Annotated in this window: 28 protein-coding genes; 14 read left to right on the top strand and 14 right to left on the bottom strand. The window is 61.2% G+C overall.

Going from position 1 to position 26,500, the window contains the following annotated elements:
• Positions 1-46: 46 nt before the first annotated feature.
• The 8 genes from K3759_RS12460 to K3759_RS12425 form a co-directional block, all read right to left on the bottom strand.
• Entirely contained in the window at positions 47-724 is a 678-nt protein-coding gene (locus K3759_RS12460) for a hypothetical protein (RefSeq protein WP_259982228.1), read from the bottom strand.
• Positions 721-1,218 carry a hypothetical protein gene (locus tag K3759_RS12455; protein WP_259982226.1) on the bottom strand — a complete coding sequence of 166 codons (498 nt, stop codon included), beginning with the start codon at positions 1,216-1,218 and terminating at the stop codon, positions 721-723. Before K3759_RS12455 ends, K3759_RS12460 begins: the two co-directional genes overlap by 4 nt.
• Before the next feature lie 8 nt (positions 1,219-1,226).
• Positions 1,227-1,520, bottom strand: coding sequence for a hypothetical protein (locus K3759_RS12450; RefSeq protein WP_259982223.1), 294 nt, complete (start codon positions 1,518-1,520; stop codon positions 1,227-1,229).
• A gap of 135 nt (positions 1,521-1,655) precedes the next feature.
• Positions 1,656-2,849 carry an ADP-forming succinate--CoA ligase subunit beta gene (gene sucC, locus K3759_RS12445; protein ID WP_259982221.1) on the bottom strand — a complete coding sequence of 398 codons (1,194 nt, stop codon included), beginning with the start codon at positions 2,847-2,849 and terminating at the stop codon, positions 1,656-1,658.
• Positions 2,850-3,072: 223 nt separating this feature from the next.
• On the bottom strand, positions 3,073-4,104 hold the full coding sequence (locus tag K3759_RS12440) for a MaoC family dehydratase (RefSeq protein WP_259982220.1): 1,032 nt from the start codon (positions 4,102-4,104) through the stop codon (positions 3,073-3,075).
• Entirely contained in the window at positions 4,104-4,307 is a 204-nt protein-coding gene (locus tag K3759_RS12435) for a DUF1737 domain-containing protein (protein ID WP_259982218.1), read from the bottom strand. Before K3759_RS12435 ends, K3759_RS12440 begins: the two co-directional genes overlap by 1 nt.
• 13 nt (positions 4,308-4,320) lie before the next feature.
• On the bottom strand, positions 4,321-4,878 hold the full coding sequence (locus tag K3759_RS12430) for an NnrU family protein (RefSeq protein ID WP_259982215.1): 558 nt from the start codon (positions 4,876-4,878) through the stop codon (positions 4,321-4,323).
• Positions 4,875-5,741, bottom strand: a complete 867-nt coding sequence (locus K3759_RS12425) for a CoA ester lyase (protein ID WP_259982212.1) — start codon at positions 5,739-5,741, stop codon at positions 4,875-4,877. The genes K3759_RS12430 and K3759_RS12425 overlap by 4 nt, the downstream gene beginning before the upstream one ends.
• Positions 5,742-6,045: 304 nt before the next feature.
• Here K3759_RS12425 and K3759_RS12420 point away from each other — a divergent pair, with 304 nt between their 5' ends.
• The 10 genes from K3759_RS12420 (at position 6,046) to K3759_RS12375 (ending at position 14,668) form a co-directional block, all read left to right on the top strand.
• Positions 6,046-6,372 carry a hypothetical protein gene (locus tag K3759_RS12420; protein ID WP_259982210.1) on the top strand — a complete coding sequence of 109 codons (327 nt, stop codon included), beginning with the start codon at positions 6,046-6,048 and terminating at the stop codon, positions 6,370-6,372.
• Positions 6,373-6,539: 167 nt separating this feature from the next.
• Positions 6,540-7,601, top strand: a complete 1,062-nt coding sequence (locus K3759_RS12415) for a PRC-barrel domain-containing protein (RefSeq protein WP_259982208.1) — start codon at positions 6,540-6,542, stop codon at positions 7,599-7,601.
• Positions 7,602-7,755: 154 nt separating this feature from the next.
• Positions 7,756-8,718 (top strand): malate dehydrogenase, encoded by a 963-nt coding sequence (gene mdh, locus K3759_RS12410; RefSeq protein ID WP_259982206.1) that lies wholly within the window; start codon positions 7,756-7,758, stop codon positions 8,716-8,718.
• 261 nt (positions 8,719-8,979) lie between these two features.
• Positions 8,980-9,363: a succinate dehydrogenase, cytochrome b556 subunit gene (gene sdhC / locus K3759_RS12405; RefSeq protein ID WP_243261179.1), complete on the top strand. Its 384-nt coding sequence runs from the start codon at positions 8,980-8,982 to the stop codon at positions 9,361-9,363.
• Positions 9,364-9,374: 11 nt separating this feature from the next.
• Entirely contained in the window at positions 9,375-9,746 is a 372-nt protein-coding gene (gene sdhD, locus K3759_RS12400) for a succinate dehydrogenase, hydrophobic membrane anchor protein (RefSeq protein WP_067940260.1), read from the top strand.
• Between the two features lie 28 nt (positions 9,747-9,774).
• On the top strand, positions 9,775-11,580 hold the full coding sequence (sdhA, locus tag K3759_RS12395) for a succinate dehydrogenase flavoprotein subunit (RefSeq protein ID WP_259982204.1): 1,806 nt from the start codon (positions 9,775-9,777) through the stop codon (positions 11,578-11,580).
• A complete protein-coding gene (locus tag K3759_RS12390; RefSeq protein WP_259982203.1) occupies positions 11,580-11,915 on the top strand; it encodes a hypothetical protein in 336 nt (111 codons plus the stop codon). The genes sdhA and K3759_RS12390 overlap by 1 nt, the downstream gene beginning before the upstream one ends.
• Before the next feature lie 10 nt (positions 11,916-11,925).
• Positions 11,926-12,705, top strand: coding sequence for a succinate dehydrogenase iron-sulfur subunit (locus K3759_RS12385; protein ID WP_259982202.1), 780 nt, complete (start codon positions 11,926-11,928; stop codon positions 12,703-12,705).
• Positions 12,706-12,747: 42 nt separating this feature from the next.
• A complete protein-coding gene (locus K3759_RS12380) occupies positions 12,748-12,963 on the top strand; it encodes a hypothetical protein (RefSeq protein WP_259982200.1) in 216 nt (71 codons plus the stop codon).
• Positions 12,964-13,015: 52 nt separating this feature from the next.
• Positions 13,016-14,668 carry an FAD-binding dehydrogenase gene (locus tag K3759_RS12375; RefSeq protein WP_259982198.1) on the top strand — a complete coding sequence of 551 codons (1,653 nt, stop codon included), beginning with the start codon at positions 13,016-13,018 and terminating at the stop codon, positions 14,666-14,668.
• 91 nt (positions 14,669-14,759) lie between these two features.
• On the opposite strand, the gene deoD is transcribed toward K3759_RS12375, so the two are convergent.
• From deoD to K3759_RS12360, 3 genes are all read right to left on the bottom strand, one after another.
• Positions 14,760-15,464 carry a purine-nucleoside phosphorylase gene (gene deoD, locus K3759_RS12370; RefSeq protein WP_259982197.1) on the bottom strand — a complete coding sequence of 235 codons (705 nt, stop codon included), beginning with the start codon at positions 15,462-15,464 and terminating at the stop codon, positions 14,760-14,762.
• A gap of 205 nt (positions 15,465-15,669) precedes the next feature.
• Positions 15,670-16,014 carry an H-NS histone family protein gene (locus tag K3759_RS12365; RefSeq protein ID WP_259982195.1) on the bottom strand — a complete coding sequence of 115 codons (345 nt, stop codon included), beginning with the start codon at positions 16,012-16,014 and terminating at the stop codon, positions 15,670-15,672.
• 82 nt (positions 16,015-16,096) lie between these two features.
• Positions 16,097-18,064: a protein meaA gene (locus K3759_RS12360; RefSeq protein WP_259982194.1), complete on the bottom strand. Its 1,968-nt coding sequence runs from the start codon at positions 18,062-18,064 to the stop codon at positions 16,097-16,099.
• Between the two features lie 166 nt (positions 18,065-18,230).
• Between K3759_RS12360 and K3759_RS12355 the strand changes: the two genes are divergently transcribed.
• The 4 genes from K3759_RS12355 to K3759_RS12340 all read left to right on the top strand — a co-directional run bounded on the left by K3759_RS12355 (position 18,231) and on the right by K3759_RS12340 (position 23,719).
• On the top strand, positions 18,231-19,628 hold the full coding sequence (locus tag K3759_RS12355) for a 1-acyl-sn-glycerol-3-phosphate acyltransferase (protein ID WP_259982193.1): 1,398 nt from the start codon (positions 18,231-18,233) through the stop codon (positions 19,626-19,628).
• A 125-nt stretch (positions 19,629-19,753) separates the two neighbouring features.
• Positions 19,754-21,034 (top strand): crotonyl-CoA carboxylase/reductase, encoded by a 1,281-nt coding sequence (gene ccrA / locus K3759_RS12350; RefSeq protein WP_243261172.1) that lies wholly within the window; start codon positions 19,754-19,756, stop codon positions 21,032-21,034.
• Positions 21,035-21,381: 347 nt separating this feature from the next.
• Complete coding sequence (locus tag K3759_RS12345; protein WP_259982192.1) at positions 21,382-22,101, top strand: LuxR family transcriptional regulator; 720 nt, start codon at positions 21,382-21,384, stop codon at positions 22,099-22,101.
• Positions 22,102-22,180: 79 nt separating this feature from the next.
• A complete protein-coding gene (locus K3759_RS12340) occupies positions 22,181-23,719 on the top strand; it encodes an ATP-dependent RecD-like DNA helicase (RefSeq protein WP_259982191.1) in 1,539 nt (512 codons plus the stop codon).
• Here the strand turns inward: K3759_RS12340 and K3759_RS12335 are convergent.
• The 3 genes from K3759_RS12335 to K3759_RS12325 all read right to left on the bottom strand — a co-directional run bounded on the left by K3759_RS12335 (position 23,716) and on the right by K3759_RS12325 (position 26,477).
• Complete coding sequence (locus K3759_RS12335; RefSeq protein ID WP_259982189.1) at positions 23,716-24,483, bottom strand: TIGR02186 family protein; 768 nt, start codon at positions 24,481-24,483, stop codon at positions 23,716-23,718. The two genes, K3759_RS12340 and K3759_RS12335, sit on opposite strands and share 4 nt — an antisense overlap.
• Entirely contained in the window at positions 24,480-25,394 is a 915-nt protein-coding gene (locus K3759_RS12330) for a sulfite exporter TauE/SafE family protein (protein WP_259982187.1), read from the bottom strand. Before K3759_RS12330 ends, K3759_RS12335 begins: the two co-directional genes overlap by 4 nt.
• 114 nt (positions 25,395-25,508) lie before the next feature.
• Entirely contained in the window at positions 25,509-26,477 is a 969-nt protein-coding gene (locus K3759_RS12325; RefSeq protein WP_259982186.1) for an ABC transporter permease, read from the bottom strand.
• Positions 26,478-26,500: the final 23 nt, after the last annotated feature.

The following is a 26,500-nucleotide window of genomic DNA, read 5'->3' as shown; positions in this document are numbered from 1 at the left end:
TTCCTTGGTCGGTGATATTTAATCCCGGGGGCGGGCCCCGGGGGCGTCAGACGCGGTGCGCCCGGTTGGTGGGATGCGCTGTGGTTGGCGGGTTGCCGGGCCACAGCAGGATGGCGGCGAGGAACATGACCGGGATGCCAAGCTCCCCGATCTCCTCGACGACGAAGGCGGTGCGTTCGGCATCGGCAGAAATTTCGATCCCCAAGGGGGCGAGTTTCCGGGCGATGCCGTCGAGCAGTTTGTAAATCACGGTGAAACCGATCCCGAGCAACACGGCCCCGGCCCATGCCCGCCCCTGAAACAGGGCTGCAAGGAAAGGCCGGACGTGGCGCCACAGCATCAGCAGGATTGCACAGATGATCATCGCGAGGATCAGCGCCGCGACCAGTCGTTCGCCCAGTGGTACGTCTGCGCCGGTATATTGCCGGGCCTTGAACAGGCCGCGGGTGAACAGCGATTTGTCGAGGTCGAGCTCGCGTGCTGCCATGACGGCCAGCACCAGCGGTAGGTACCAGACCCGCAGAACCGCGCCGCGTAACGTCCAGATCAGCGCTGCAATGCACAGCAGGTAGCCCACAACGGAAAGGCTTTCGTAAAAGCCACCTTCCGCCAGCAAAGTTTCCTGAGTGGCGATGGGCAGTGTGTTCACGGTGAACATCTGCATGGCAAACGCCAGCCCTAGCGTCAGCAAAAGGGTCCAGCCCTGGCGTTGAGAGGCGGTCATTGTGACACCTCTCCGGTCAAACCAAGCCCATCATAAAGCCGGTCAACAGCCATGAAGGTCTGCGTTGCGCCCTCCGCTTGGCGGGTGCCAATATGCACCACGGCCACGCGACCGCGCAGCAATTCGCGCCCCTCGATCAACGCGGTGCCGGGGGCGGCGCTATGGGTGTCGGGCAGGGGGATCGCATCGCCAAAAACGGGCGGGGTGGCCATTTGCGCGCGCAGGGCGGTGATGGCCGCAGTGGTGTGATCGCCATCAAAGGCCACTTCGCAGCGCCGCTCTACACCGCGCGGGGCGTCATTTGGGCGTGGCTCTAGGCTGTCGTCCCAGAAGGTGAGGGCGAAAGGTGAATCATCGACGGTCATATTAGCGCGGGCTTGCGCCTCGGTCTGGCCAGCCTTGAAGCACCAGTCATTGAAGCTTGAGATCGCCACCTCTTCTGGTCCGCCAAAAGCGGGGGCGGCCAAAAGGCCGGTCAGGAGGAGGGGTGGCATCAGCGACATCAGAAAAGACGCTCGTTATCGTCGGCGAGAAAATCGAGAGCGCGCAGGGTCAACAAACCGGCGCCCATCACCATCAGGCTCCGGCCAATGGAGCCGGTGAGGTTGGACGGCAAGATCATCGCCAAGCCGTCACGCGATTTGCGCGCAGCGCGGGCCAGACCCCGGTCGAGGCGTTTTCTGTTCTCAGGCTCGGGCAGCCGCAGGGCATCAGGTTGCCATTGCCGGATCAAAAGCCCGGCCCCCAATAGCGCAATACCCGCGAGAACGGGAGAGGATTTGGGAGATTGATCCATGCTGACCTCGTTGCATCCTTGGGTTTGCGCGGCGCTGTTTCGTCGCATTTGCCCCTGCCGCAGCGGGGCGGCAAGAACGGTGGTATCGGCCACTCCCGCAGGCGCGGGGGCTTGTAGGAATGGCCGGGTAAGGGCTTAGCCTTTGACCGCTTTCACGATCTTTTGCGCGCCATCTTTCAGGTCGTCGGCGGCGATGACGTCAAGACCGGAGTTGTTGATGATCGCTTTGCCTTCTTCGACGTTGGTGCCTTCGAGACGGACAACCAGCGGCACTTTCAGACCGACTTCTTTCACCGCGGCGACAACGCCCTCGGCGATGACGTCACAACGCATGATGCCGCCGAAGATGTTCACGAGGATGCCTTTGACGTTCTCGTCAGAGGTGATGATCTTGAAGGCCTCGGTGACTTTTTCCTTGGTGGCACCACCGCCTACGTCGAGGAAGTTGGCAGGCTCGGCACCGTAGAGCTTGATGATGTCCATCGTCGCCATGGCAAGACCCGCGCCGTTCACCATGCAGCCGATCTCACCGTCGAGCGCGATGTAGTTCAGGTCATACTTGGATGCTTCGAGTTCCTTGGAGTCTTCCTCGGTCTCGTCGCGCAGGTTGGCGATGTCGGGCTGGCGGTACATGGCGTTGCCGTCGAAGCCAACTTTCGCGTCGAGCACTTTCAGGTCGTTGCTGGGCATGACGATTAGCGGGTTGATCTCAAGCATCTCCATGTCCTTCTCGATGAAGGCTTGGTAGAGTTGACCCATCAGCTTGACGCACTGCTTGACAGCGGTGCCCTCAAGACCCAGCGAAAAGGCAACGCGGCGGCCGTGGTAGGGCTGGTAGCCGGTGGCCGGATCGACGGAGAAGCTGAGGATTTTCTCAGGCGTCGCTTCGGCGACTTCTTCAATGTCCATGCCGCCTTCGGTGGAACAGACAAAGGAGATGCGGCTGGTCTGGCGGTCTACCAGCAGGGCGAGGTACAGCTCACGCTCAATGTCGGAACCATCTTCGATGTAGATGCGGTTGACCTGCTTGCCTGCGGGGCCGGTCTGGTGCGTGACCAGCGTCTTGCCCAGCATCTTTTTGGCTTCTTCAGCGGCTTCTTCCACGGATTTGGCAAGGCGCACACCGCCCTTTTCGCCAGCGGAGGCTTCTTTGAAGCTGCCTTTGCCGCGGCCACCTGCGTGGATCTGCGCTTTGACAACCCAAAGCGGCCCGTCCATTTCGCCGGCTGCGTTTTTGGCATCTTCTGCCTTCAGCACAACGCGGCCTTCGGAGACAGGGGCGCCATAGCTGCGCAGGAGGGCTTTTGCCTGATATTCGTGGATGTTCATGAAAACGGTCCCGTTTCTGTTCCAGTTGCCCCGTAGTATGGGGTTCACTCTCGTTCCTGTAAGGGTTTTTTCGGAGAAAGCTGGGTTTGACCAGCTAAAAATGTCATTTGTGATCACACGGTAAATGCGTGTGATCACAAATCCGCTCAACACGTCCGAATCGGCTGATTTTTGCTTGTAATGCGGGGGATAGCTGGCCTGCCCGAGAGGGCAGACCAGTGGTTTAGCGCGGCATGAGCGCCCAGTAATCGAGGTCAAGCAAAACCTCGGGGCGGTATTTACCCGCGTCGTCGCGCAGTTCAAACGGTGCGCCGCCTTTGGTGGCGACTAGCCGCAAGCGTATGGCCCCAATACCGGGGGCAAAGGTCTCGGCCTTGTCGAGCACTTCGGACCACGCGCGGACGGTATCACCGGCCAGACAGGGGTTGGCATGTGCCCCGCCGTTGAGGCCCACGACCATCTGCGCATTGGCCAACCCGTTGAACGACAGCGCCCGCGCCATGGAGATGACGTGACCGCCATAGATCAGCCGCGAGCCATCGGGGCGGGCGGAGGTGTCGAAATGCACCTTGGCCGTGTTCTGCCACAGACGGGTGGCCATCATGTGCTCGGCCTCTTCGATCGTCACGCCGTCCACGTGGTCGATCTTCTCCCCCACGGCGTAGTCGCCCCAGCGGTGCGGCTCTCCGGCGAGGGTGAAGTCGTAGTTGGTAAAATCGAGGCCCTGCGGGATGCGCAATTGATCCACGGTCAGGGCGTCGGGCAGATCGGGGACCGTGGTCTGGGGCGCCGGGGCGTCGGGATTGCCTTTGCGGACCATGACCCAGCGGACATAGTCCAGCACCCTTTCGTCATTGTGGTTCAGCCCCGTGGTGCGGACCCAGACAACGCCGGTCTTGCCGTTGGAGTTCTGCTTAAGGCCGATCACTTCGCTTTCGGCGCGCAGTGTGTCTCCGGGCCAAACGGGCAACAGCCAGCGGCCCTGCGCATAGCCCAAGTTTGCCACGGCATTAAGCGAGACATCGGGGACGGTTTTCCCAAAAACGATGTGAAAGGCGATCATATCGTCGAGCGGGCTGGCCTTCAGCCCGCAGGACTGGGCGAAACTATCGGCGGAATAGAGCGCGTGACGCGCGGGATATAGCGCATGATAGAGTGCGCGTTCGCCCGCGCCGACGGTGCGGGGCACCGCGTGATGCAGCACCTCGCCCAGTCGGTAATCCTCGAAAAAGCGGCCGCGGTTGGTCTTGCTCATTACTGCTCGCCCAGTTTGATGTCGGGCGAATAGGTGCCGGGGGCGTCCTTCACCACGGCTTGGCCGCAGCGCATGACCCCGGCTTTGTGGTCCCACGTTTGGGTCGGGGTACCGTAAAGCTCCCAGCCCTTGTTCAGCGCATCGGTGACCTTGTGGCAAAAGGCGGAGGTGTCTTCTTCGGAGAGGAAGCGGTAAACTTTCATGGGAGGCTCCGGATCAATTGGGAAAGGGGATAACGCCGAGCCATGTGTGAATGCCGGCGACGAGAACAAAGAGGATCGTGGAGATCACGATGAGGCGGATATAGGTGGCGCGGCCTGCGTGGGGCGGGGGTGTCCAGCCCGGCTCGGCCCGGTTGATGAGGATCACCTCGCTCACCGCCCAGCCCAGCATGGTGCCGAAGAGCAGGATGGAGGCGAGATCACCGTTCACCAGTAGGTGCGCAGTGGCCCAGATTTTCACGGCCAGCAGTTGCGGGTGGCGGGTTTTATAGGCGGGCCAGGCCTTGGCCCCCTTGGCGGCGCTTGAGCCGAAGACCCAGAAGGCCATGAGCATCAGAAGGTTGTTAAGGTGCGTCAGGAAGCTCGGCGGGTTCCAGACCGGAATGAACTCCGCCGCGCGGTAGCCCCAGATGATGAGGGCCAGCGCCACGACCAGTGCGGCGGCCACCGCGCCTCGGCCCGCGGTCCCCATCTGCGCCCGTTGGGCGGGCATCAGGCGTTTGAAAAGATGGGCACCGATCCAAAGGATCAGACCGAGGATAAGGATTGTCATGGCGAGGGCTCCGGGCTCATGGCTGCAATTGCCGCCAGTTTTGCCAGTGTTTCGCGGGCGGTGGCAACATGGAGATTTTCCACGATCTTTCCGTCGACGACCGCCACGCCCTGACCAGCGGCCTGCGCCTCTTCATAAGCGTCGATCTGGCGGCGGGCGAGTTCGGCTTCGTCCTCCGATGGGGTGAAGGCCGCATTGGCGATCTCGAGCTGCGCGGGGTGGATCAGGGTCTTGCCATCAAAGCCCATGTCGCGGCCCTGTTCGCATTCGGCGCGCAGCCCATCCTCGTCTTTGAACGCATTATACACGCCGTCGATGATCGCCACGCCATGCGCCTTGGCCGCGAGCAGGCAGAGGCCAAGACCGGTGATCAGCGGCAGGCGATCGGGACGGAAGCGGGTTTGCAGGTCTTTCGCCAGATCGTTGGTGCCCATGACCATAGCCTGCAACTGGCGATGTCCGGCGATGGCGACGGCGTTCAACATCGCGCCGGGGGTTTCCATCATCGCCCAGAGTTGCACGTCGCCGACAATCTCTGTCAGCGCTTCGAGATCTGCAGGGGAGCCGACTTTGGGCAGCAGAATCGCATCAGGTTTCATCGCAGCGGCGGCACGGGCGTCATCTGCCCCCCATTCGGTATCCAGCCCGTTAATCCGCACCACCCGCATCCGCGCGCCGTAGCCACCTGTGGCCAGCGCCTCAGCCAGTGTTTCACGTGCGGCGACTTTCTCCTCGGAGGAAACGGCGTCTTCGAGGTCAAAGATCACCGCGTCGCAGGCCAGTCCGCGCGCTTTGTCCAAGGCGCGTGGCTTGGAACCGGGGATGTAGAGAACGGAACGCAGCGGGCGGGTTGTGGCGGTCATGTAGGGCTCCTCGGGCAGGGCGGCACATGGGCCGCCTAACATTGTTGCGCACAGAGGGGCATTTTTGTGCAAAAACTTCAAGGCAAAATATGCCGCATTGCAGCGAGCGCTGTTGCGTAGCTGTTCCGGGCTGCGGGTTAACCACTCCTTCAGGCCTAGGGCGCAGTCTGACTGGCATCGCATCTGCAGCAGGATCACGACAGGCAGGTGCAGTCATTTCAACCAAGGCAGCCCGCGGGCCGGTGCGAAAGACAACGCATGGCCAACCTCAGGGGCCACGCCTTTTGACGCGAAGGCAGATGCTATGACCCGTCTAATGAAGATACTTCACCTTGCGGCCCTGACCGCGGCGTCGGCCCTCGTGCTGGCCACGACGACCGAGGCGCAGACGCCCCGCAATTGCGCCCCGCGCGATCATGTGGTGCTGCGGCTGGCCGATGGCTATGGCGAAACGCGGCAGTCGATGGGGCTGGGCGGCGATTATGCTGTGGTTGAGGTTTTTGCCTCTGACCAGACCGGCAGTTGGACGATCACGGTCACCGGCACCAATGGGATCACCTGTCTGGTCGCGTCGGGGCAGGGATTTGAAGAATTGGCCGAAGGGCTGCCGGCAAAGGGCAATGACGCCTGACAACACTATTATATAGTTAAAGCGCGGGCGGCCATTGGCCGCCCTTCTCGTGTTTGGGGTAGGGTGGTCAAAGCTATTTATTTCAGCCGCCTTGGAACTGGATGAGGCCATCCGGGTTGTGGTTCCAGAAGAGCGAACAACGCTCGCTATCTGGAAGGAGTATTACAATGAAACGTTTTCTGAGCACCACGGCCATCGTACTGACCATGTCCGGCGCAGCCTTTGCTGACGCGCATTCCGAAGGCTTTGGCAACGTCGCCGTTGAGCAGACAGACTTCCTGGCATCCGACCTGATCGGCATGCGGATCTACAACTCGGAAGCTGAAGTCGAAGCCGACGCGACCCTCGCAGCAGATGCTGAAAAAGAATGGGACGACATCGGTGAGATCAACGACATTATCGTGTCCCAAGATGGCGACGTGACTGCCGTGATCCTCGGCATTGGCGGCTTCCTTGGTATGGGCGAGCGTGACGTCTCCATTGCCATGGACAAGATCAAAATTCTGGCTGACGAAGACGGTGAGCGCTTCTTGGTCGTGAACACCTCGAAAGAGATGCTGGAACAGGCACCTGAATTCGAGCGTCCGATGGTAGAAGGCGAAGCCATGGACGGCGCGGCAATGAACGAAGCCGAGACCGAAACCGAGGAAATGGCCAACGAAGTTGAGACCGAGACTGAGGAAGCGGCTGCTGAGGTAGAGACTGAGACCGAAGAAATGGCTCAAGAAACCGAAGCCGAGACCGAAGAAATGGCCAACGAAGTAGAGGCCGAATCCGAAGAAATGGCACAAGAAGCTGAGCAGATGGCTGAGAATGCCGAAGCTGAGACCGAAGAAGCCGTTGAAGGTGAGAACACCACAGTCATCACCGGTGACGAAACCGTTGAGCGTGAAATGCTGCCGCGCCCCGAAGTTGAGCGTGAAGGCTATGCCGCTGCCGAAGCTGAAATGATCCAGCAGATGACAGCCGAAGACCTTGAAGGCTCCTATGTATACGGCGCCAACGACGAAACCGTCGGTGAGATCGACACCCTGCTGATCGGGGACGACGGCAAGATCGACCGTGTCGTGATTAACGTTGGTGGTTTCCTCGGTCTGGGTGAAAAGCCAGTTGCCGTGACCTTTGATGAACTGCAGATCCTGAAAAACGTCGAAGGTGATGATGTACGTATCTACATCGACAGTACCGAAGAGCGTCTGGAATCGCAGCCTGAGTACCAAGGCGAATAAGCCTTCGCTTTAGACTTGAGCTATTGGCCGCCCCTCGGGGCGGCCTTTTTCGTTTTAGCTACAGGGCTTAGCAACCTGCGATTGGTCGAACTTGCACGGGACGGTGCATTTCGGTATCTCCGGCGCAAATGAAACCTCTGTCGGAGACATGACCATGGCCAGACCCAAGATCGCGCTTATTGGCGCGGGGCAAATCGGCGGCACTCTCGCCCATCTCGCAGCACTGAAAGAACTGGGCGATGTCGTCCTTTTTGATATTGCCGAGGGCACACCTGAGGGCAAAGCTCTCGATATCGCGTCGTCCGGCCCCTCGGGCAAGTTCGACGCCACCATGTCGGGCACCCAGGACTATGCGGACATCGCAGGCGCGGACGTCTGCATCGTGACCGCTGGCGTTGCACGCAAGCCGGGCATGAGCCGCGATGACCTGCTGGGCATCAACCTCAAAGTTATGAAATCCGTGGGCGAGGGCATTGCCAAGCACGCCCCCGACGCCTTTGTCATTTGCATCACCAACCCGCTTGATGCGATGGTCTGGGCGCTGCGTGAATTCTCTGGCCTGCCGCATGAGAAAGTCTGTGGCATGGCGGGCGTGCTCGATTCCGCGCGCTTCCGTCACTTCCTTGCAACCGAGTTCAACGTCTCCATGAAAGACGTCACCGCCTTCGTTCTGGGCGGCCATGGCGACACGATGGTGCCGCTGGTACGCTATTCCACCGTTGCGGGCATCCCGCTGCCCGATCTGGTGAAGATGGGCTGGACCACGCAAGACAAGCTCGACGCGATCGTACAGCGTACCCGCGATGGTGGTGCCGAGATCGTTGGCCTGCTGAAAACAGGTTCCGCCTTCTATGCGCCTGCAACATCTGCGATTGAGATGGCTGAAAGCTATTTGAAAGACCAAAAGCGCGTGCTGCCTTGCGCCGCCTATGTTGACGGTGCCTACGGTCTGAACGGATTCTATGTGGGCGTTCCCACAGTGATCGGTGCCGGCGGTATTGAGCGTGTGGTCGAGATTTCGATGAACAAAGACGAACAGACCATGTTCGACAACTCGGTCAACGCGGTCAAAGGTCTGGTTGAAGCCTGCAAAGGCATCGACGAGAGCCTTGCGTAAGCCATAGACTCACCCGAGTCTGAAAGCGCGTCCCTTTGCGGGGCGCGCTTTTTTGATAGGACGGGAACGATACACATATTTTGTGATCACACGTTTGTAAGCTGTGATCACAAATTTGCACAGTTCGTCGTCAGACTGTCATTTTTCCATCGAAACACCGGCCAAACCCCGCAGATTCCCCGCAGTTCCCCGTGACAGTCCTGTAAAAACCGCTATCAAGATGCAAAGCACAGGACAAAGCACAGGACAAAGGACCGCGCCATGGCCGATGTGAACCGGGGTAACCGCCCGCTTTCCCCGCATTTGACGATCTACCGCCCACAATTGACCTCTATGACGTCGATTCTCACCCGGATCACCGGCAACGCGATGTTGATCACCGCGCTGTTGATCGTGTGGTGGTTCCTCGCCGCGGCGACGTCGGTTGAGTATTTTGATACCGTGAACGGGATCATGACCAGCTGGTTCGGTGATCTGGTGTTCACCCTGTCGCTTTTGGGTCTGTGGTATCACACGCTCGCCGGCATCCGACACCTGATCTGGGACACGGGCCGCATGCTCGACGTGCCGACCGCGGAAAAGCTGGGCTGGACCGCGCTGATTGGGTCGGTCGTGCTGACCATCCTGACCATCATCATCGTTTGAGGAGCGACACCATGGCATACATGACAGATCGCAAACGCGCCCGCGGCCTTGGCTCGGCGAAAACCGGTACCGCGCATTTCTGGGCGATGAAAGTCTCTTCGCTGGCGCTCTTGGTGTTGATCCCGCTGTTCGTCTTTACCTTCGGCAGCGCGCTTGGCGGTACGTACGAAGAGATCCTCGCCTATTACGCGCGGCCATTCCCGGCCATCGTGGCGGCCCTGACGCTGATCGTGGGCTTTAAACATTTCAATGACGGTGTGCAGGTGCTGATCGAGGACTATGTCCATGGGCTGGCCAACAAGATCGCCCTCATCGTGATGACCATCATCAGCTACGGCGCAGCAGCGGTCGGCGTTTTCGCCATCGCCAAGCTCGCCCTGTAACAATACGCCCAAACGGGAGACCGATTAAATGGCAGCATATGAATATGAAACCCACGAATATGACGTTGTCGTGGTGGGGGCAGGCGGTGCTGGCCTGCGCGCGACTTTGGGCATGGCGGAGCAGGGGCTGCGTACGGCCTGTATCTCCAAGGTTTTCCCGACACGAAGCCATACTGTAGCGGCGCAGGGCGGCATTGCCGCGTCACTGTCCAACATGGGCCCTGACAACTGGCAGTGGCATATGTATGACACGGTCAAAGGTTCGGACTGGCTGGGCGACACGGATGCGATGGAATACCTCGCCCGCGAAGCGCCTAAGGCGGTTTACGAGTTGGAGCATTACGGCGTGCCCTTCTCGCGCACCGAAGAGGGCAAGATCTACCAGCGTCCCTTTGGCGGTCACACCACCGAATTCGGCGAAGGCCCCCCCGTGCAGCGGACCTGTGCCGCCGCCGACCGGACCGGCCACGCGATCCTGCACACGCTTTACGGCCAATCGCTGAAGCAGAACGCGCAGTTCTTCATCGAGTATTTCGCCATCGACCTGATCATGTCGGATGACGGCGTTTGCCAAGGCGTGCTCTGCTGGAAGCTCGACGACGGCACCATGCATCTGTTCAGCGCCAAGATGGTGGTGCTGGCGACGGGCGGCTATGGCCGGGCTTATTTCTCGGCGACCTCTGCCCACACCTGCACCGGCGACGGTGGCGGCATGGCGGCCCGTGCGGGCCTGCCGCTGCAAGACATGGAATTCGTGCAGTTCCACCCCACCGGCATCTACGGAGCAGGCTGCTTGATCACCGAAGGTGCGCGCGGCGAAGGCGGGTATCTGACCAACTCCGAGGGCGAGCGTTTCATGGAGCGCTATGCGCCGACCTATAAAGACCTCGCGTCGCGTGACGTTGTTTCGCGCTGCATGACGATGGAAATCCGCGAAGGCCGTGGTGTGGGCGAGAACAAGGATCACATCCACCTGCACCTGAACCACCTGCCGCCAGAAACGCTGGATCTGCGCCTGCCGGGCATCTCTGAGTCGGCGCGCATCTTTGCCGGGGTGGACCTGACGAAAGAGCCGATCCCGGTGCTGCCGACGGTACACTACAACATGGGCGGCATCCCCACGAACTACTGGGGCGAAGTGCTGAACCCGACTGCCGACAACCCAGACGCCATCGCACCCGGCCTGATGGCCGTGGGCGAAGCGGGCTGTGCTTCGGTACACGGTGCGAACCGTCTGGGCTCCAACTCGCTGATCGACCTCGTGGTCTTTGGCCGCGCCGCCGCGATCCGCGCCGCCAAGATCGTTGACCCCGAGACGGCTGTACCGACGCCCAACATGGCTTCGGTCGAGAAAGCCTTTGACCGCTTCGACGGTCTGCGCAATGCCAAGGGCGGCACGCCCACGGCGGAGCTGCGCCTTGAGATGCAAAAGACCATGCAGGCCGATGCTGCCGTCTTCCGCACCGACAAGACGCTGGAAGAGGGCCGCGTCAAGATGATCGAAGTGGCCGACAAGCTCGACGATCTGCATGTCACCGACCGCAGCCTCGTGTGGAACTCTGATCTGATGGAGACGCTGGAGCTGACCAACCTGATGCCCAACGCCACCGCCACGATCACCGCCGCCGCTGCCCGCAAAGAGAGCCGGGGCGCACACGCGCATGAGGACTACCCGGATCGGAACGACGACGAATGGCGCAAGCACTCGCTGGCGTGGTTCGATGGCAATGACGCGAAACTCACCTACCGCGCCGTGCACCTCGATCCGCTGACCAAAGAAGACGAAGGCGGGATCGACATGAAGAAAATCGCCCCCAAGGCACGGGTGTATTGATGGTTCGCACAGCACTCATCGCGGCCACGTTTGCAGCTCTTTCGGGCTGTGTTGAAGTTCAGCAGGCAGTGGATGACACCGCCCGCCAAACTTCAAAAGGCGTGGTGACCGAAGTTCTGGCCACCCGCTTTCCACAGGTGCCTAAACAGCTGATCACCCCCTTCACCGATTGCATCATCGACAATGCCGACGCGCTGGAACTGCGCGAATTGGCCCGCGCCACCGTGGTCGGCGTGGACGACACAACAACGGGCACCGTGCGCACGATTCTGTCGCGCCCCGAGACCCGCACCTGCCTGCTGGCCGCCGCGCCTGCAGCTGGCATGACGCTTTAGGAGACGCACAATGGTTCAACTGACGCTTCCCAAAAACTCCCGCATGACCAGCGGAAAAACATGGCCCAAGCCGCAAGGCGCGACCGACCTGCGCGAGTTCCACATCTACCGCTGGAACCCCGACGACGGGAAGAACCCGGCGCTCGACACCTATTTCGTCGACATGGACGATTGTGGCCCGATGATTCTCGACGCGCTGATCAAGATCAAGAACGAGATCGACCCCACGCTGACCTTCCGCCGCTCCTGCCGCGAAGGCATCTGCGGCTCCTGCGCGATGAACATCGATGGCATCAACACGCTGGCCTGTACGTACGGCATGGAAGAGATCAACGGCGTGGTCAAAATCTACCCGCTGCCGCATATGCCGGTGGTCAAAGACCTGATCCCCGACCTGACCCACTTCTACGCCCAGCACGCCTCGATCCAGCCCTGGCTGGAAACCGAGACACCCGAGCCCCGCAAAGAGTGGAAGCAGTCGATCGACGACCGCGCCAAGCTCGATGGCCTCTATGAGTGCATCATGTGCGCCTGTTGCTCGACATCCTGCCCCAGCTACTGGTGGAACGGCGACCGCTACCTCGGGCCGGCCGCGCTGCTGCACGCCTACCGCTGGATCATCGACAGCCGGGATGAGGCGACGGGCGAGCGTCTGGACGATCTCGAAGACCCGTTCAAGCTCTACCGCTGCCACACGATTATGAACTGCGCCAAGACCTGCCCCAAGGGGCTGAACCCGGCAGCGGCGATCGCCAATATCAAGAAGCTGATGGTCGAACGGACCGTCTGATCAACACAAGGCCCGGCCAAGCGCCGGGCCTTTGGTTTTCTTATGATCCTACCCTTCGTCATCGTTATCGTCTTTGTGATCGTGCTGATCTTTGCCCGTCGCAACGCGCCCACGCGTGACTGCCGCTGGCGCGAAGACCGGACGGGCGACAAGGGCGCATTGCGCAAATACCACTGCGTCGCCTGCGGCGCCGAAGCCTATCGCAGTGAAGGCCCGCCCGACCGCTGCCTCAAGGGGCTCGACACCCCGCGTCTGTGACTTGCTTTTGCTCCTAGCCCACCGCAAGCTTGCCGGAAAAGGGGAGGCGGCAATGGGCAGTGAGCGTTTCAAAGCAGATGTGATCGTGGTCGGCGCGGGTCTGTCCGGCATGGTCGCCGCCCATGAGTCGGTGCTGCGCGGCCGCCGGGTTCTGCTGCTGGACCAAGAAGGCCCGCAAAGCCTTGGTGGGCAGGCGTTCTGGTCGCTCGGCGGTCTCTTTATGATCGACACGCCCGAGCAGCGCCGCATGGGCATCCGCGACAGCGCCGAACTGGCCTATCGCGACTGGATGGGCTCGGCCCAGTTCGACCGACCCGAAGACGCCAACCCCCGAAAGCTGGCGGAAGGCTTCATCGACTGGGCGGCGGGCGATATGCGCGGCTGGTTGCAAGGCTTTGGAATGCGCTGGTTCCCGGTCGTCGGCTGGGCCGAACGTGGCGGGGCTGGGGCCCACGGCCACGGCAACTCGGTCCCGCGTTTCCACATCACATGGGGCACCGGCACGGGCGTCGTCGCCCCCTTCACGCAGCTGATGCAGGACCATGCCGCCGCCGGCAAGCTGCGCCTCGCCTTCCGCCACCGCGTCACAGAGCTCGTCACCACCAACGGCGCAGTCACAGGCATCGCGGGCGAAGTATTAGAAGACAGCGACGCCCCCCGCGGCCAAAGCACGCCACGCAGTGTGACAGGCCAATTCGAACATGCCGCCGAAGCCGTGATCCTCACCACCGGCGGCATCGGCGCCAACCACGATCTGGTGCGGCAGCACTGGCCCACAGACCGCCTCGGCCCCGCGCCAAAACGCATGGTCAGCGGCGTGCCGGATTACGTCGATGGCAAAATGCACGCCATTGCCGCCGAGGCCGGGGCTGGGCTGATCAACGAAGACCGCATGTGGCACTATTGCGAAGGCGTCCAGAACTGGAATCCGATCTGGCCCAACCACGGCATCCGCATCCTGCCCGGGCCCTCGTCGATGTGGTTTGACGCCAAGGGCAACCGCATGGAAGCCCCCTGCCTGCCAGGTTTCGACACGCTCTCAACCCTGCGGCGGATCCTGCAAGCGGGTGAGCACAGTTGGTTCATCCTGACCCAAAAGATCATCGAAAAGGAGTTCGCCCTCTCCGGTTCAGAACAGAACCCCGATCTCACTTCCGGCAGCTGGCGGGAGGTACTCAAATCCCTCCTCGGCAAAGGCGCGACAGCGGCGGTGGAGGCGTTCAAAGACCACGGCGCGGATTTCATCGTGGCCGACGACCTCGACACGCTTGTCGGCCGCATGAACGCGCTCACCCCCGACGCGCCCGTGATCCTCGATCACCTCCGCGCCCAGATAGAAGCCCGCGATGGCCAGCTCGACAATCCCTTCGCCAAGGATGCTCAGATCACAGCGATCCGCGGCGCGCGCGCCTACCGCGGCGACCGCCTGATCCGCACCGCAAAACCCCACGCCATTCTGGACCCCGCAAACGGCCCGCTGATTGCCGTGCGCCTCAATATCCTCACGCGGAAATCGCTCGGCGGGTTGCACAGCGACACGAAAGGCCGCGTCCTGACCCCCAAAGGCAGCGTCCTCCCCGGTCTCTACGCTGCCGGTGAGGTCTGCGGTTTCGGCGGCGGCGGCTACCACGGTTACAACGCCCTTGAAGGCACCTTTCTGGGGGGCTGCCTCTACTCCGGGCGCCTCGCTGGTCAAAACGCCTGACGCCCTCCACCACAAAAGCCAAAGGCGCGACCCCCGCCGCGCCTCTTCATCCTTTTTCAAATACCGTCCGCACTCTCAGCGGCCGCCACGATCAGGCGAAAGCCGCTTCCAGCGCAATCTCGACCATATCGCCAAAGCTCTTCTCGCGGTCTTCCGAAGGAAGCGCCTCGCCGGTCTGCAAATGGTCGCTCACAGTCAGGACCGCCAGAGCCCGCCGCTTGTGCCGCGCGGCGAGCGTGTAAAGCTCCGCCGCCTCCATCTCGACGCCAAGAATACCGTGGCGCACCATCTGCTCGTCCAGATCGGGCCGTTCGGCATAGAAAACATCCGAGGAATAGATGCCGCCCACATGGGTTTTGGCCTCCAGTTTTTCAGCCGCTTCCACGGCGGCGCGGAGCAGGCCCCAATCGGCGCAGGGGGCGTAGTTCAATTCGCGGAAAATACCGGAAGAGGGGGAGGTGATGGTGCTGGCGGTCATGGCGATGATGACATCGCGGATGCCGACATGGGCCTGCATCCCCCCGCAAGAGCCGATGCGGATCAGAGTCTGCGCACCGTATTCCATCATCAATTCATTGGCGTAGATCGAAAGCGATGGCATGCCCATGCCGGAGCCTTGGATCGTCACGCGATTGCCGCGCCATGTGCCGGTAAAGCCCAACATGCCGCGCACCTCGTTAACCAGTTCAGCCCCTTCCAAGAAAGTCTCCGCCGCCCATTTCGCGCGGTATGGGTCGCCGGGCATCAATACGGTTTCAGCGATATCGCCGGGTTTTGCGCCAATATGGACGGTCATTTCTGTCTCCTGATGTTTGGCGCATTTTGCCTGTGGGGCGCGCGGTTCACAAGGGCAGTGATAGGCTGGCTCGGGTTGACGTAAAGTCCGCGCGGGGAAAGGCGGAAAGACGCCGTGTCAAATTCACTATTGCGTTAATGGCATGAAAAAGGCGCCGGTGAATACCCATTCACCCGGCGCCCAATTCTCGCAATTCGGGAATAGATTAGACTCGCATCGACTCCGGATCGCTGCCTTTTTCTACTTGGGCGCGAAACCAATTCGGCTGGCGGCCTTTTCCCGTCCAAGTCTGGGACGGGTTTTCGGGATTGGCAAACTGGGGTTTCGATTTCGGACCCGCAGCCGCTTTGCGCGGTTTCTTAACCTTTTTAGGTGCGGGTTTCTCATCTGCCAAGTCATTGAGGGAAAAGCCATATTCCGCCGCTGCCTTCTCGGCCGCTTTGCGTGCGGCACGCCGCTCACGCGACTGTGCTGCTTGCAGCGCCTTTTTGACATCCGACAGAAGTTTCTCCAGATCCTTGCGGCTCATGGATTTCAGGTCTTTTTCCATATCTGATATTTCCTTTCCAGATTGTTCTGGTCAGGGGAATTATAGGGCGAATTGCATAAATGCACGATATATTTTTGTCGGACTACTCTGCGGCGACCGATGTGGGGTCTGCGAGGGTAATGATATCCTGCATAATAATGTTTAATTCGAAGTCTTTCGGCGTATAGACCTGCGCCACCCCGGCAGCCCGTAAGCGGCTTGCATCGGCTTCGGGAATAATACCACCGACAATAACCGGCACGTGATTTAGACCCGCGTCATTCATACGTTTCATCAGATCTTCGACCAAGGGCACATGAGACCCGGAGAGGATCGACAAACCTACCACATGCGCGCCTTCCGTCTGGGCGGCCTCGACGATTTCAGAAGGGGTCAGGCGGATGCCCTCATAGCTGATGTCCATGCCGCAATCGCGGGCGCGCACGGCGATCTGTTCGGCCCCGTTTGAGTGACCATCAAGCCCCGGTTTGCCGACAAGGAACTTGAGCCTGCGCCCCAGTCGGTCGCTGACCGCATCCACCGCATCGCGCAGATCGTCCAGCCCTTCGGTTTTGTTGGATTGACCGGCGGAAACCCCGGTGGGGCCACGATATTCTCCGTGAACGGCGCGCATTTGGGCAGCCCATTCGCCGGTGGTGACGCCGGCCTTGGCCGCGGCGATGGAGGCGGGCATGATGTTCTCGCCCTTTTCCGCAGCAAGACGCAGATCGGCCAGTGCTTCCTTGACCGCCTGCGCGTCGCGCTCCTCGCGCCATGCCTCAAGGCGGGCCAACTGGTCGGCCTCTGCGCCCGGATCGGATTGCATGATATCACCCGCGCCGGTCATCAGCGGAGAGGGCGCACCCTGCTGCCATTTGTTCACGCCGACGACGATGGTTTCGCCGCTTTCAATTCGGCGCAGGCGGCCGGCGTTGCTTTCGACCAAACGACCCTTCATGTAATCAATCGCGGAAATTGCGCCACCCATTCCATCTAAGTTCGCCAATTCGGCACGTGCGCCTTCTTTAAGTAATTCAACCTTCGCGTCGACCGCCGGGTTGCCGTCGAAAAGATCGTCGAATTCTAGAAGGTCCGTTTCATGGGCCATGATCTGCTGCATTCGCATCGACCATTGCTGGTCCCATGGGCGGGGCAGGCCGAGAGCTTCGTTCCATGCGGGCAATTGCACAGCGCGGGCACGAGCTTTTTTCGACAGGGTCACAGCCAGCATTTCAATGAGAATACGGTAGACGTTATTCTCAGGTTGTTGTTCGGTCAGCCCCAGTGAATTGACCTGCACCCCATAGCGGAAACGCCGGAATTTTGGGTCATCCACGCCATAGCGCTCGCGGCAGATTTCATCCCAAAGGTCTACGAAGGCACGCATTTTGCACATTTCGGTGACAAAGCGGATGCCTGCGTTCACGAAAAAGGAAATACGGCCCACCAATTGCGGGAAATCTTCCGCGGGGACACGGGGCTTTAGGGCATCCAACACGGCCGTCGCAGTGGCCAGCGCAAAGGCCAATTCTTGCTCCGGCGTCGCACCGGCCTCTTGCAGGTGATAGGAACAGACGTTCATCGGGTTCCATTTTGGCACGTTGGTATAGCAATATTCGGCCACATCCGCGATCATCTTAAGCGAGGGCGCCGGCGGGCAGATATAGGTGCCGCGGCTGAGGTATTCCTTGATCAGATCGTTCTGCACCGTGCCCTGCAGCGCGGTCACATCCGCGCCCTGTTCCTCGGCCACGGCGATATAAAGCGCCAGCAGCCAAGGGGCCGTTGCGTTGATCGTCATGGAGGTGTTCATCTGCTCCAGCGGAATGCCATCAAATAGCGCGCGCATGTCGCCGAGGTGGTTCACCGGCACGCCAACCTTGCCCACTTCTCCGCGGCTCAGGAGGTGGTCGCTGTCATAGCCGGTCTGGGTCGGCAGATCGAAAGCGACCGAGAGACCGGTCTGCCCGCGCTCAAGGTTGGAGCGGTAAAGCGCGTTGGAGGCGGCGGCGGTGGAATGGCCCGCATAGGTGCGAATGAGCCAGGGGCGGTCTTTCTGCGGTTGCGTCATTGGGGCCTCTTGAATCTGTTTGGCAATAAAGTTGCGTCATGCTGTTGATAGGCGAAACAATGTGGCGCTGTCAATTCGCTGCGTTGCGGCATCGTCTGTGCCGCTGCGGCGCGGGTAGAAACAGATAAATATTGTCCTCTCAGTCCCGCGCTGTAAGGGTTAACCCATGACGCAGACCGTGCAATTGCCCCTTTGGCTGTTCATCCTCATCGTGGTTTTCGCAGCCGTCACGGCGCTGAGCCATTTTCTGCTGCCCTCGGTGCGCTGGTTCTTTCGCCGGCGGCTTGAACGGGCGGTGGCGCGTCTCAACAAACGGCTCACGCGGCCGATTGAGCCGTTCAAACTGGCGCGGCGGCATGACATGATTCAGCGGCTGATCTATGATCCTGAGGTCAGTCAAGAGATCGTTAATTACGCCCGCAGCAATGGCGTGCCCGAGAACGTCGCCTTTCAAAAAGCCCGTGATTATGCGCGTGAGATCGTGCCGCGTTTTTCCACCTTTGCGTACTTTAGCTTTGGCATCCGGCTGGCGCGGCTTCTGGCCAATGCGGTCTACCGGATCGAGACAGCGGCGAGCAACGAGACGACTTTTGCTTCTCTGCCCCGCGACGCCACGGTGGTTTTCGTTATGAACCACCGCTCGAACATGGACTACATGCTGGTGACCTACCTCGCCGCGCGGTCCTCGGCGCTGAGCTATGCAGTGGGGGAGTGGGCGCGGGTCTGGCCGCTAAGCACGCTCATTCGCTCCATGGGGGCCTACTTTATCCGACGCCGTTCGCGCGGGGCGCTCTATCGCAAGGTGTTGGCGCGTTATGTGCAGATGGCCACGGCTGGCGGCGTAACGCAGGCGTTTTATCCCGAAGGGGGGCTGAGCCTGACCGGTGCGCTCCAGCCGCCGAAGGTTGGCTTGCTGTCCTATGTGGTTGAAGGCTTTGACCCCGAGGGCGAACGCGACATCATCTTTGTGCCAGTGGCGATTAACTATGACCGCGTGCTGGAAGACCGGGTTTTGATCGCCGCCGGGCAGCGCGGCGACCGTCGCTTTGGTGCGCGGATCACGGTGGTTGTGGGCTTTGTCCTGCGCAAGATGTGGCGGCGAATGCGGGGGCATGACACGCGGTTCGGGACCGCTGCGGTGACCTTTGGTGATCCGTTGTCGTTACGGCGTACGGGGGCGGAGGTGCCGGTCTCGGAACTGTCGGAGATGTTGATGGACCGGATCGCACAGGCGATGCCCGTGCTGACGGTGCCGCTGATCGCGCGGGTCATGTTGCAGGCGCAAACCCCAATGAGCGAGTCGGAATTGCTGTCGAAGGTCGGCGCTACGCTGGGGCAGATGCCGCAGCGTAACCGCGTGCCAAAGCCCGAGGTTCTGCCCGAGCGCGTGGCCCGCGCCACGGCTCGGCTGATGAAACGTGGCGTCATTTCTGAAGGTGCACAGGGGTTGGAAATCGTGCGGGGGCAGGAGCCTGTTTTGGCCTTTTACGCTAATTCTATCGCGCATTTTCCGAGCGAAGATGCTGCACCTGCGGCGGAAATTGCTGCAACTGCTGGGTCATAAAATTACAAAAGTAGAGTGGCAGGGGTTGCAATGTTGCGCGGCGGGTCATATCCCAAAAGAGAGCCGCCGCGATTCTGCAGTGCGGCACAGACCTTTTAGACACCGATCACCGGCAGGAGGCCCACATGGCACTGGATACGAAACACGCCGACTATGACGCCCCGCAAAAAGACCTTTATGAAGTGGGCGAGATGCCCCCGATGGGTCACGTTCCAAAACAGATGTATGCTTGGGCCATCCGTCGCGAACGGCATGGCGATCCGGACAGCGCAATGCTGCAAGAAGTGGTCGATGTGCCAGAGCTCGACAGTCAAGACGTGCTGGTCTTGGTCATGGCGGCAGGCATCAACTACAACGGTGTCTGGGCCGCGCGCGGCGTGCCGATCAGCCCCTTTGACGGCCACGGCGAACCTTATCACATCGCGGGCTCTGATGCCTCGGGCATCGTCTGGGCGGTAGGCGATAAGGTCACGCGCTGGAAGGTCGGCGACGAGGTGGTGATCCACTGCAACCAAGACGATGGCGACGACGAGGAATGCAACGGCGGCGATCCGATGTATTCCCCCAGCCAGCGGATCTGGGGCTATGAGACGCCGGACGGCTCCTTTGCGCAGTTCACCCGCGTGCAGAGCCAGCAGCTTATGCCGCGTCCCAAACACCTGACATGGGAAGAGAGTGCCTGCTACACGCTGACGCTGGCCACCGCCTACCGTATGCTCTTCGGTCATGAGCCGCATGACCTGAAGCCGGGCCAGAACGTGCTGGTCTGGGGTGCGTCGGGTGGCCTTGGCTCCTATGCGATCCAGCTTATTAACACCGCAGGCGCCAATGCGATCGGCGTGATCTCGGACGAGAGCAAGCGCCAGTTCGTGATGGATTTGGGTGCCAAGGGCGTGTTGAACCGCAAGGACTTCAACTGCTGGGGCCAACTGCCCACGGTGAACACGCCGGAATATAACGAGTGGTTCAAAGAGGCCCGCAAGTTCGGCAAGGCGATCTGGGACATCACCGGCAAGGGCGTGAACGTCGACATGGTCTTTGAACATCCGGGTGAGGCGACATTCCCGGTCTCGACCTTCGTTGTGAAAAAAGGCGGCATGGTGGTGATCTGTGCCGGGACGAGCGGCTTCAACCTGACCTTCGACGTGCGCTATATGTGGATGCACCAGAAGCGTCTGCAGGGCAGCCACTTTGCCCATCTGAAGCAGGCGAGCGCGGCCAACAAGCTGATGATGGAACGCCGCCTTGATCCTTGCATGTCCGAGGTCTTTAGCTGGGCCGATCTGCCTGAGGCGCATATGAAGATGATGCGCAACGAGCATAAGCCGGGCAACATGTCTGTTTTGGTGCAGGCGCCGACGACCGGGCTGCGCACGCTGGAAGATACGGTTATGGCGCGCGACTGAACCTGACTGATAGATTAAAACCAGAACCCCCGTGGCCTCGGCTGCGGGGGTTTTTCGTTTGGCTGTAACCGGAACAGAGACTTAGTGCAGCCTGCCCCACCATTTAAGGGGGGGCGAAAAGCGCGGATGGTACGAATTCACGCACATGCTATGGTTGTATTAATCTGCCATTAACCAAAGCTGGGCGACTCTCATGCGAGATGATTGGATATTGGACGTATTGGCCGATCTAAGGGCTTTCGCCATGGCAAACCAACTGCCCCGTACTGCGGAACAGTTGGACGACGCGGCGCTTATCGCTCTGGCTGAAATGTCCGTGCAACGCGAAAGGGCCGCAGGCCGGGCGCATGAGGATAGAGCCGCATCTGGAACAAATTTGGGAAAGGCTGGCGCAGGCTGATGGGCAGCCAGCCCTTGAGCGCGCTTGCGCAGATCTGCGCGATCACTATGGCATTTTACATGTTGCCTATCATCGGGTTGATACGGCGGGTGCGCAATATGGCTGCGGCACCTATGGACCGCTCTGGCCAGAACGTTATCAGAACCGAAACTACCTGCGCATCGATCCGGTGGTCAGCGGCTGCTATCGTCGGTTTGAGCCAGTGGACTGGAAAGACCTTGATTGGTCCTCCCGTGCGGCGCGGAAATTCCGGCGGGACGCGCTGGATCATGGGGTGGGCGATCAGGGGTTTTCGGTGCCTATTCGGGGTCCGCATGGGCAGTTTGCGCTGTTTACCACCAATCACAGCTGCACCGACGCGGTCTGGGCCGCATTCACCGCGCGGCACCGGCGCGATCTGATCTGGGCGGCGCATTGTTTCAACGAAAAGGCGCTAGCGCTGGCCCCGGATCGTGCACCGGGGGCGGTGCAGGCGCTCTCCCCGCGAGAGGTGGATGCCATGACGCTGCTGGCGGTGGGCTATAGCCGCGCGCAAGTGGCCGAACGGCTGTCGATCTCGGAACACACGCTGCGCGCCTACGTGGAAAGCGCGCGGTTTAAGCTCGGGGCATCCAACACCACCCACGCCGTCGCACGCGCGCTGAGCCGGGGGCTGATCTTCGTCTGAGCCAGTTATTGCGCGAAATCAGAAGCGGGCTGGGCGAAGCCATCTGGCCCCCGGCGCAGGGCTCATTTAGGGTCGCCCAATGACATCTACTGCGCTCACCTATTCCGAAGACCAAGCCGCCGCCCATGACCGGGTGGCCGAGATGCTGCGCTCTGCGGGCATTGATCTGGACGATTCATTGTTGATGCCGCCTGCGGGCGGCCCGGATCAGGTGATGGCGGTGACCGGCAAGGCCGGATCGGGCAAAACGCTACTGCTGGCCGAGCTTTATCGTGCCTTGGAAGCGGCGGGCGTCGACATTGTGTCGGGTGATTACGAATCGCGCAAGAAACGTGAGAAACGCACGTTGGCGATCCTCGCGCCGACCAACAAAGCGGCGAGCGTCTTGCGTCTGCGCGGCGTGCCTGCGACGACGATCCATCGCATTCTCTACACGCCGGTTTACCACCCCGAATACGAGCGCATCGCGGAGTGGCTGACCGGGAATGGCGAAAAGCCCGACATCGAAGGGCTGAGCGAGGTCGCGCTGGACCGGGCAGCGGCGTTTTTCGCGAACAACAAATCCGTGCCCGGGGCGCTGGCGGCGGCGGGGCTGCGGGGCAGTGATTTCATCACCGGCTGGAAACGGCGGGAAGAGCCGCTCGACATTGGCTTTGTCGACGAAAGCTCGATGCTGGATGACAAACAGTTCGAAGACCTGAAAGAGATTTTCCCGACGCTGCTGCTGTTCGGCGATCCGGCGCAGTTGGCCCCGGTGGGGCAATCCGGCACGATGGTGTTTGAGAAGCTGCCCGAAAAGCGGGTGCTGAACCTCAACCGCATTCACAGGCAAGAGGCTGATAACCCGATCCTCGATATCGCCCATGCGCTGGCCGATCCACAGCTTGAGTTTCATGACTTTGAGCGGATGATCGAAGACGCGGCGCGCAAGGATGATCGCGTGGTCTGGGGTCAGCGGGTTGAAGTTGATCTGATGGCCCGCAGCCCGGTTCTGGTCTGGCGGAATGCCACGCGCATCCGGCTGATTAACGCCTTTCGCGCCGTGCATGGTGCGCCGGAGGATGCGCTGCTGGCGGGGGAGCCGCTGATCTGCGACGGGATCGAACTGCCGCTGAAGCATCGCAAGAAGCGGCTAGACCTCGAGGCGCGGGGCCTGATCAAGGGCGCGCAGGTGGTCTATCTGGGCGAGGGGCGTAAGCCGGGGTTCAGCCGGTTGCACGTTATCGGTGCCGAAGACCCGCAGGTCAGTGCGGCGTCGATCGTTAAAATCGAAAAACCGGATGAGGAAGAGCCCTTTATCCCCTTCGCCGCGCGGATGGGGGCGACCTTTCTGCACGGCGCGGCGGTGACGATCCACAAGGCGCAGGGCAGCCAGTGGGAAAACGTGCAGGTCTTTGCCCCCGATCTATACGCCGCCGCACGGATGGGGCGCTCTGAGGCCGGGCAACCGCTGTGGAAACGGCTGGCCTATGTCGCCATCACCCGCGCGCAGGAGCGGCTGATCTGGGTGGTGCGGAACCGTTTAAGCAAGCCGTCCGGCCCGCTGCGCGTGGACGATCTGCGTGCCGCCCCTGCAGCGGCGCTGACACTTGAGGCGACCGAGGACGGCGCGGCTTAGCGGCGCAGCAGCCCAAAGACGGCAGAGGCGCCCCAGCCCGCGGTAATGGCGATAAAGAGCGACAGCAGCCCGTAGATAAAGGCCTGCTCATGGGCGAGGTTGAATAGCCATCGCTCCATCCCGACTTTGCGCACGTCGATCACCGTTTCATATTGCGCCACCACATCGCCGCCACGGGTCAGAAAAATCCGCGTGTCATAGGCGCCCTCGGTGAGCGAGGCGGGCAGGGCGACGGCGGCGCGGAAAAGGGTTTGTTCGTCAACCTTTACGCCGTCTTCGATGACTTGGTAGAGGTTCGCATCCTTGCGCACGCGGATCAGCGCATCGGTGAATTGGGTGGGGTCTGCGATCTCCATCGGCGCACCGACAGAGCGGATGGCGCGAGGGATGGAGATGCGGTGGCGCAGGTCTTCGATACGTTTAAGCACTTCGGACAGCGGGCCAGAGGTGACCACGGCATAGAAGCTGGGCGCGCGGTCGACCTCAATTGCGTCAGTGTTGACCCAGATGCCAAAGCGCCGCTCTTTGCGCCGCACCATGATCGGGGTCGAGGGGCCAGAGACGGTAACGACCACTTCGAGCGGCGCGCCCTCAGGGATCGGCGTTTCACGTTTGACAGCGCCGTAGACGAGGATTTCGGACCCGTCGAAATTGGTGGTGATGGAGACTTCGGCTTGGCTGAGGCCCAGCACGATCTCCTCTTCCGCCGTGGCGGTGAGGGCCGTGAGCATCAGGCCAGCGAATGCGAGAACTGCGCGGATCATTCTGCCGCCACCGGGCTAAGGGAATAAAGCTCGGACGGCTCTAGCAGCAGATCGAGCGCCAGCTTGCCGCAGACTGCGAGGACCAGCACCGCCAGCAAGATGCGCAACTGTTCGGCCTGCATCCGCACGCCGATCCGCGTGCCAACCTGTGCACCCAGCACCCCGCCGACCAGCAAGAGCACCGCCAGCACGATGTCGACCGTCTGGTTGGTGGTGGCGTGCAGCATGGTGGTGAAACCGGTCACGAAAATGATCTGCAACAGCGAGGTGCCGATTACCACTTTAGTGGGCATGCCCAGCAGATAGATCATCGCGGGCACCATGATAAAGCCGCCGCCAACGCCCATGATGGCCGAGAGCATCCCGACCGCCGCGCCAACAAGCACCGGGGGGATCACCGAGATATAAAGCCCCGAGACACGGAAACGCATTTTGAACGGCAGCCCGTGGACCCAGTAGTGCTTCTTGCGCTGGACCCGGCCCCCCTTGCGGGTGCGGCGGATCGCGCGGAGCGATTCAAAGAACATCAACCCCCCGATGATCCCAAGAAAGACCACGTAGCAAAGGGTCACCAGCAGATCGACCTGGCCGAGCGACTTCAGGTAGTTAAAGATGAACATGCCGATGCCGGAGCCGATGAGGCCGCCCGCCAGCAACACCCAGCCCATTCGGAAATCCACAGTGCGCCGTTTGAGATGCGCCAGCAGGGCCGAGAAGGACGAAGCGACGATCTGGTTGGTCGAGGTGGCCACAGCCACGGCGGGGGGGATGCCGACAAAGAACAACAGCGGCGTGATCAAAAAGCCGCCGCCGACGCCAAACATGCCCGATAGGATGCCCACAATTCCGCCCAGTCCCAGAAGGAGGAAGGCGTTAACCGATACCTCGGCGATGGGCAGGTAGATTTGCATGACGTTTCCTAGCCTCTAACGGCCGCGCAGTTCAACATAGCTTGTCGCGATAAGGCGACCACTGAGATAGGTTGCGCCGATCCGGCCCTCGTGTGCAAGGGCCGGAAGGAAGTGTCAGCGTTCTTTCACATAGGGCTCGCCGCCCGCGCGGGGCGGGATCGCCTTGCCCACGAAACCAGCGAGGATCACCACGGTCATCAGATAGGGCAACGCTCCGAGAAGCTGGCCCTGAACCTTGATGCCAATGACCGCTTGGATCACGTCGGGCCGGGTTTCCAGCGCGCCGAAGAGGCCGAAAAGCAGCGTGGCCCAGAGCGCGTACCACGGGCGCCACTTGGCGAAGATCAGCGCGGCCAGCGCGATAAAGCCACGTCCCGCCGACATGTCTTTGACAAAGCCCGCTTGAAGCGCGGTGCTGAGGTACGCCCCCGCCACGCCGCAGAGCAGCCCGGCGATGCCCACGGCGGCATAGCGCAGACCCACGACCGAGACGCCAGCAGTGTCCACTGCGGCGGGGTTCTCGCCCACGGCACGCAGGCGTAGGCCGAAGCGGGTGCGGAACAGGATCCACCATGTCAGCGGCACGGCGAGGAAGGCGGCATAGACGAGGATCGAATGGCCCGAGATTAGCTCTTCGTAGAGCGGGCCGATTACCGGCACGTTCTCCATCGCCTCGGCGAAGGGCAGGGTGATCGGCTCGAAGCGGGCACCGCCAAAGAGCGAGGGCGTGCGGCCGCCCTGGGCGAACCAGTCCTGCGCGATCAGCACGGTCATGCCCGCGGCAAGGAAGTTGATCGCCACGCCGGAAATCAGCTGGTTGCCGCGGAAGGTGATCGAGGCGAGGCCATGCACGGCGCTGAGCGCCAGCGAGGAGGCGATGCCCGCCGCCAGACCGATCCAGACCGAGCCGGTGATCGAGGCGAGTGCTGCCGAGAAGAAGGCGGCAGCTAGCATCTTGCCCTCGAGCCCGATGTCGAAGACCCCGGCGCGTTCGGAAAACAGACCAGCAAGGCAGGCCAAGAGCAGCGGCGTGGCAAGCCGCACAGTGCTGTCGAGCAATTGGATGAGCGTGATATAGTCCATAGGTCAGACCCGCTTTCTCAGGG

The sequence above is a fragment of the Sulfitobacter sp. W027 genome, from assembly GCF_025143985.1.
Taxonomy (GTDB): domain Bacteria; phylum Pseudomonadota; class Alphaproteobacteria; order Rhodobacterales; family Rhodobacteraceae; genus Sulfitobacter.
Note: the sequence above shows the minus strand (reverse complement) of the source record. Positions and strands in the feature narration are given on the sequence as shown.

Excerpts from the sequence above, each read along its gene's own strand:
- sdhC (WP_243261179.1), top strand. The coding sequence starts at position 8,980 with ATGGCCGATGTGAACCGGGGTAACCGCCCGCTTTCCCCGCATTTGACG.
- K3759_RS12455 (WP_259982226.1), bottom strand. The coding sequence starts at position 1,218 with ATGCCACCCCTCCTCCTGACCGGCCTTTTGGCCGCCCCCGCTTTTGGC.
- K3759_RS12420 (WP_259982210.1), top strand. The coding sequence starts at position 6,046 with ATGACCCGTCTAATGAAGATACTTCACCTTGCGGCCCTGACCGCGGCG.
- K3759_RS12345 (WP_259982192.1), top strand. The coding sequence starts at position 21,382 with ATGAGGATAGAGCCGCATCTGGAACAAATTTGGGAAAGGCTGGCGCAG.
- deoD (WP_259982197.1), bottom strand. The coding sequence starts at position 15,464 with ATGACCGTCCATATTGGCGCAAAACCCGGCGATATCGCTGAAACCGTA.
- K3759_RS12325 (WP_259982186.1), bottom strand. The coding sequence starts at position 26,477 with ATGGACTATATCACGCTCATCCAATTGCTCGACAGCACTGTGCGGCTT.
- K3759_RS12425 (WP_259982212.1), bottom strand. The coding sequence starts at position 5,741 with ATGACCGCCACAACCCGCCCGCTGCGTTCCGTTCTCTACATCCCCGGT.
- K3759_RS12355 (WP_259982193.1), top strand. The coding sequence starts at position 18,231 with ATGACGCAGACCGTGCAATTGCCCCTTTGGCTGTTCATCCTCATCGTG.
- K3759_RS12450 (WP_259982223.1), bottom strand. The coding sequence starts at position 1,520 with ATGGATCAATCTCCCAAATCCTCTCCCGTTCTCGCGGGTATTGCGCTA.
- K3759_RS12340 (WP_259982191.1), top strand. The coding sequence starts at position 22,181 with ATGACATCTACTGCGCTCACCTATTCCGAAGACCAAGCCGCCGCCCAT.
- sdhA (WP_259982204.1), top strand. The coding sequence starts at position 9,775 with ATGGCAGCATATGAATATGAAACCCACGAATATGACGTTGTCGTGGTG.
- K3759_RS12335 (WP_259982189.1), bottom strand. The coding sequence starts at position 24,483 with ATGATCCGCGCAGTTCTCGCATTCGCTGGCCTGATGCTCACGGCCCTC.
- K3759_RS12440 (WP_259982220.1), bottom strand. The coding sequence starts at position 4,104 with ATGAGCAAGACCAACCGCGGCCGCTTTTTCGAGGATTACCGACTGGGC.
- K3759_RS12360 (WP_259982194.1), bottom strand. The coding sequence starts at position 18,064 with ATGACGCAACCGCAGAAAGACCGCCCCTGGCTCATTCGCACCTATGCG.
- K3759_RS12330 (WP_259982187.1), bottom strand. The coding sequence starts at position 25,394 with ATGCAAATCTACCTGCCCATCGCCGAGGTATCGGTTAACGCCTTCCTC.
- K3759_RS12435 (WP_259982218.1), bottom strand. The coding sequence starts at position 4,307 with ATGAAAGTTTACCGCTTCCTCTCCGAAGAAGACACCTCCGCCTTTTGC.
- K3759_RS12365 (WP_259982195.1), bottom strand. The coding sequence starts at position 16,014 with ATGGAAAAAGACCTGAAATCCATGAGCCGCAAGGATCTGGAGAAACTT.
- K3759_RS12380 (WP_259982200.1), top strand. The coding sequence starts at position 12,748 with ATGATCCTACCCTTCGTCATCGTTATCGTCTTTGTGATCGTGCTGATC.
- K3759_RS12460 (WP_259982228.1), bottom strand. The coding sequence starts at position 724 with ATGACCGCCTCTCAACGCCAGGGCTGGACCCTTTTGCTGACGCTAGGG.
- K3759_RS12390 (WP_259982203.1), top strand. The coding sequence starts at position 11,580 with ATGGTTCGCACAGCACTCATCGCGGCCACGTTTGCAGCTCTTTCGGGC.
- sdhD (WP_067940260.1), top strand. The coding sequence starts at position 9,375 with ATGGCATACATGACAGATCGCAAACGCGCCCGCGGCCTTGGCTCGGCG.
- K3759_RS12385 (WP_259982202.1), top strand. The coding sequence starts at position 11,926 with ATGGTTCAACTGACGCTTCCCAAAAACTCCCGCATGACCAGCGGAAAA.
- mdh (WP_259982206.1), top strand. The coding sequence starts at position 7,756 with ATGGCCAGACCCAAGATCGCGCTTATTGGCGCGGGGCAAATCGGCGGC.
- sucC (WP_259982221.1), bottom strand. The coding sequence starts at position 2,849 with ATGAACATCCACGAATATCAGGCAAAAGCCCTCCTGCGCAGCTATGGC.
- K3759_RS12430 (WP_259982215.1), bottom strand. The coding sequence starts at position 4,878 with ATGACAATCCTTATCCTCGGTCTGATCCTTTGGATCGGTGCCCATCTT.
- K3759_RS12415 (WP_259982208.1), top strand. The coding sequence starts at position 6,540 with ATGAAACGTTTTCTGAGCACCACGGCCATCGTACTGACCATGTCCGGC.
- ccrA (WP_243261172.1), top strand. The coding sequence starts at position 19,754 with ATGGCACTGGATACGAAACACGCCGACTATGACGCCCCGCAAAAAGAC.
- K3759_RS12375 (WP_259982198.1), top strand. The coding sequence starts at position 13,016 with ATGGGCAGTGAGCGTTTCAAAGCAGATGTGATCGTGGTCGGCGCGGGT.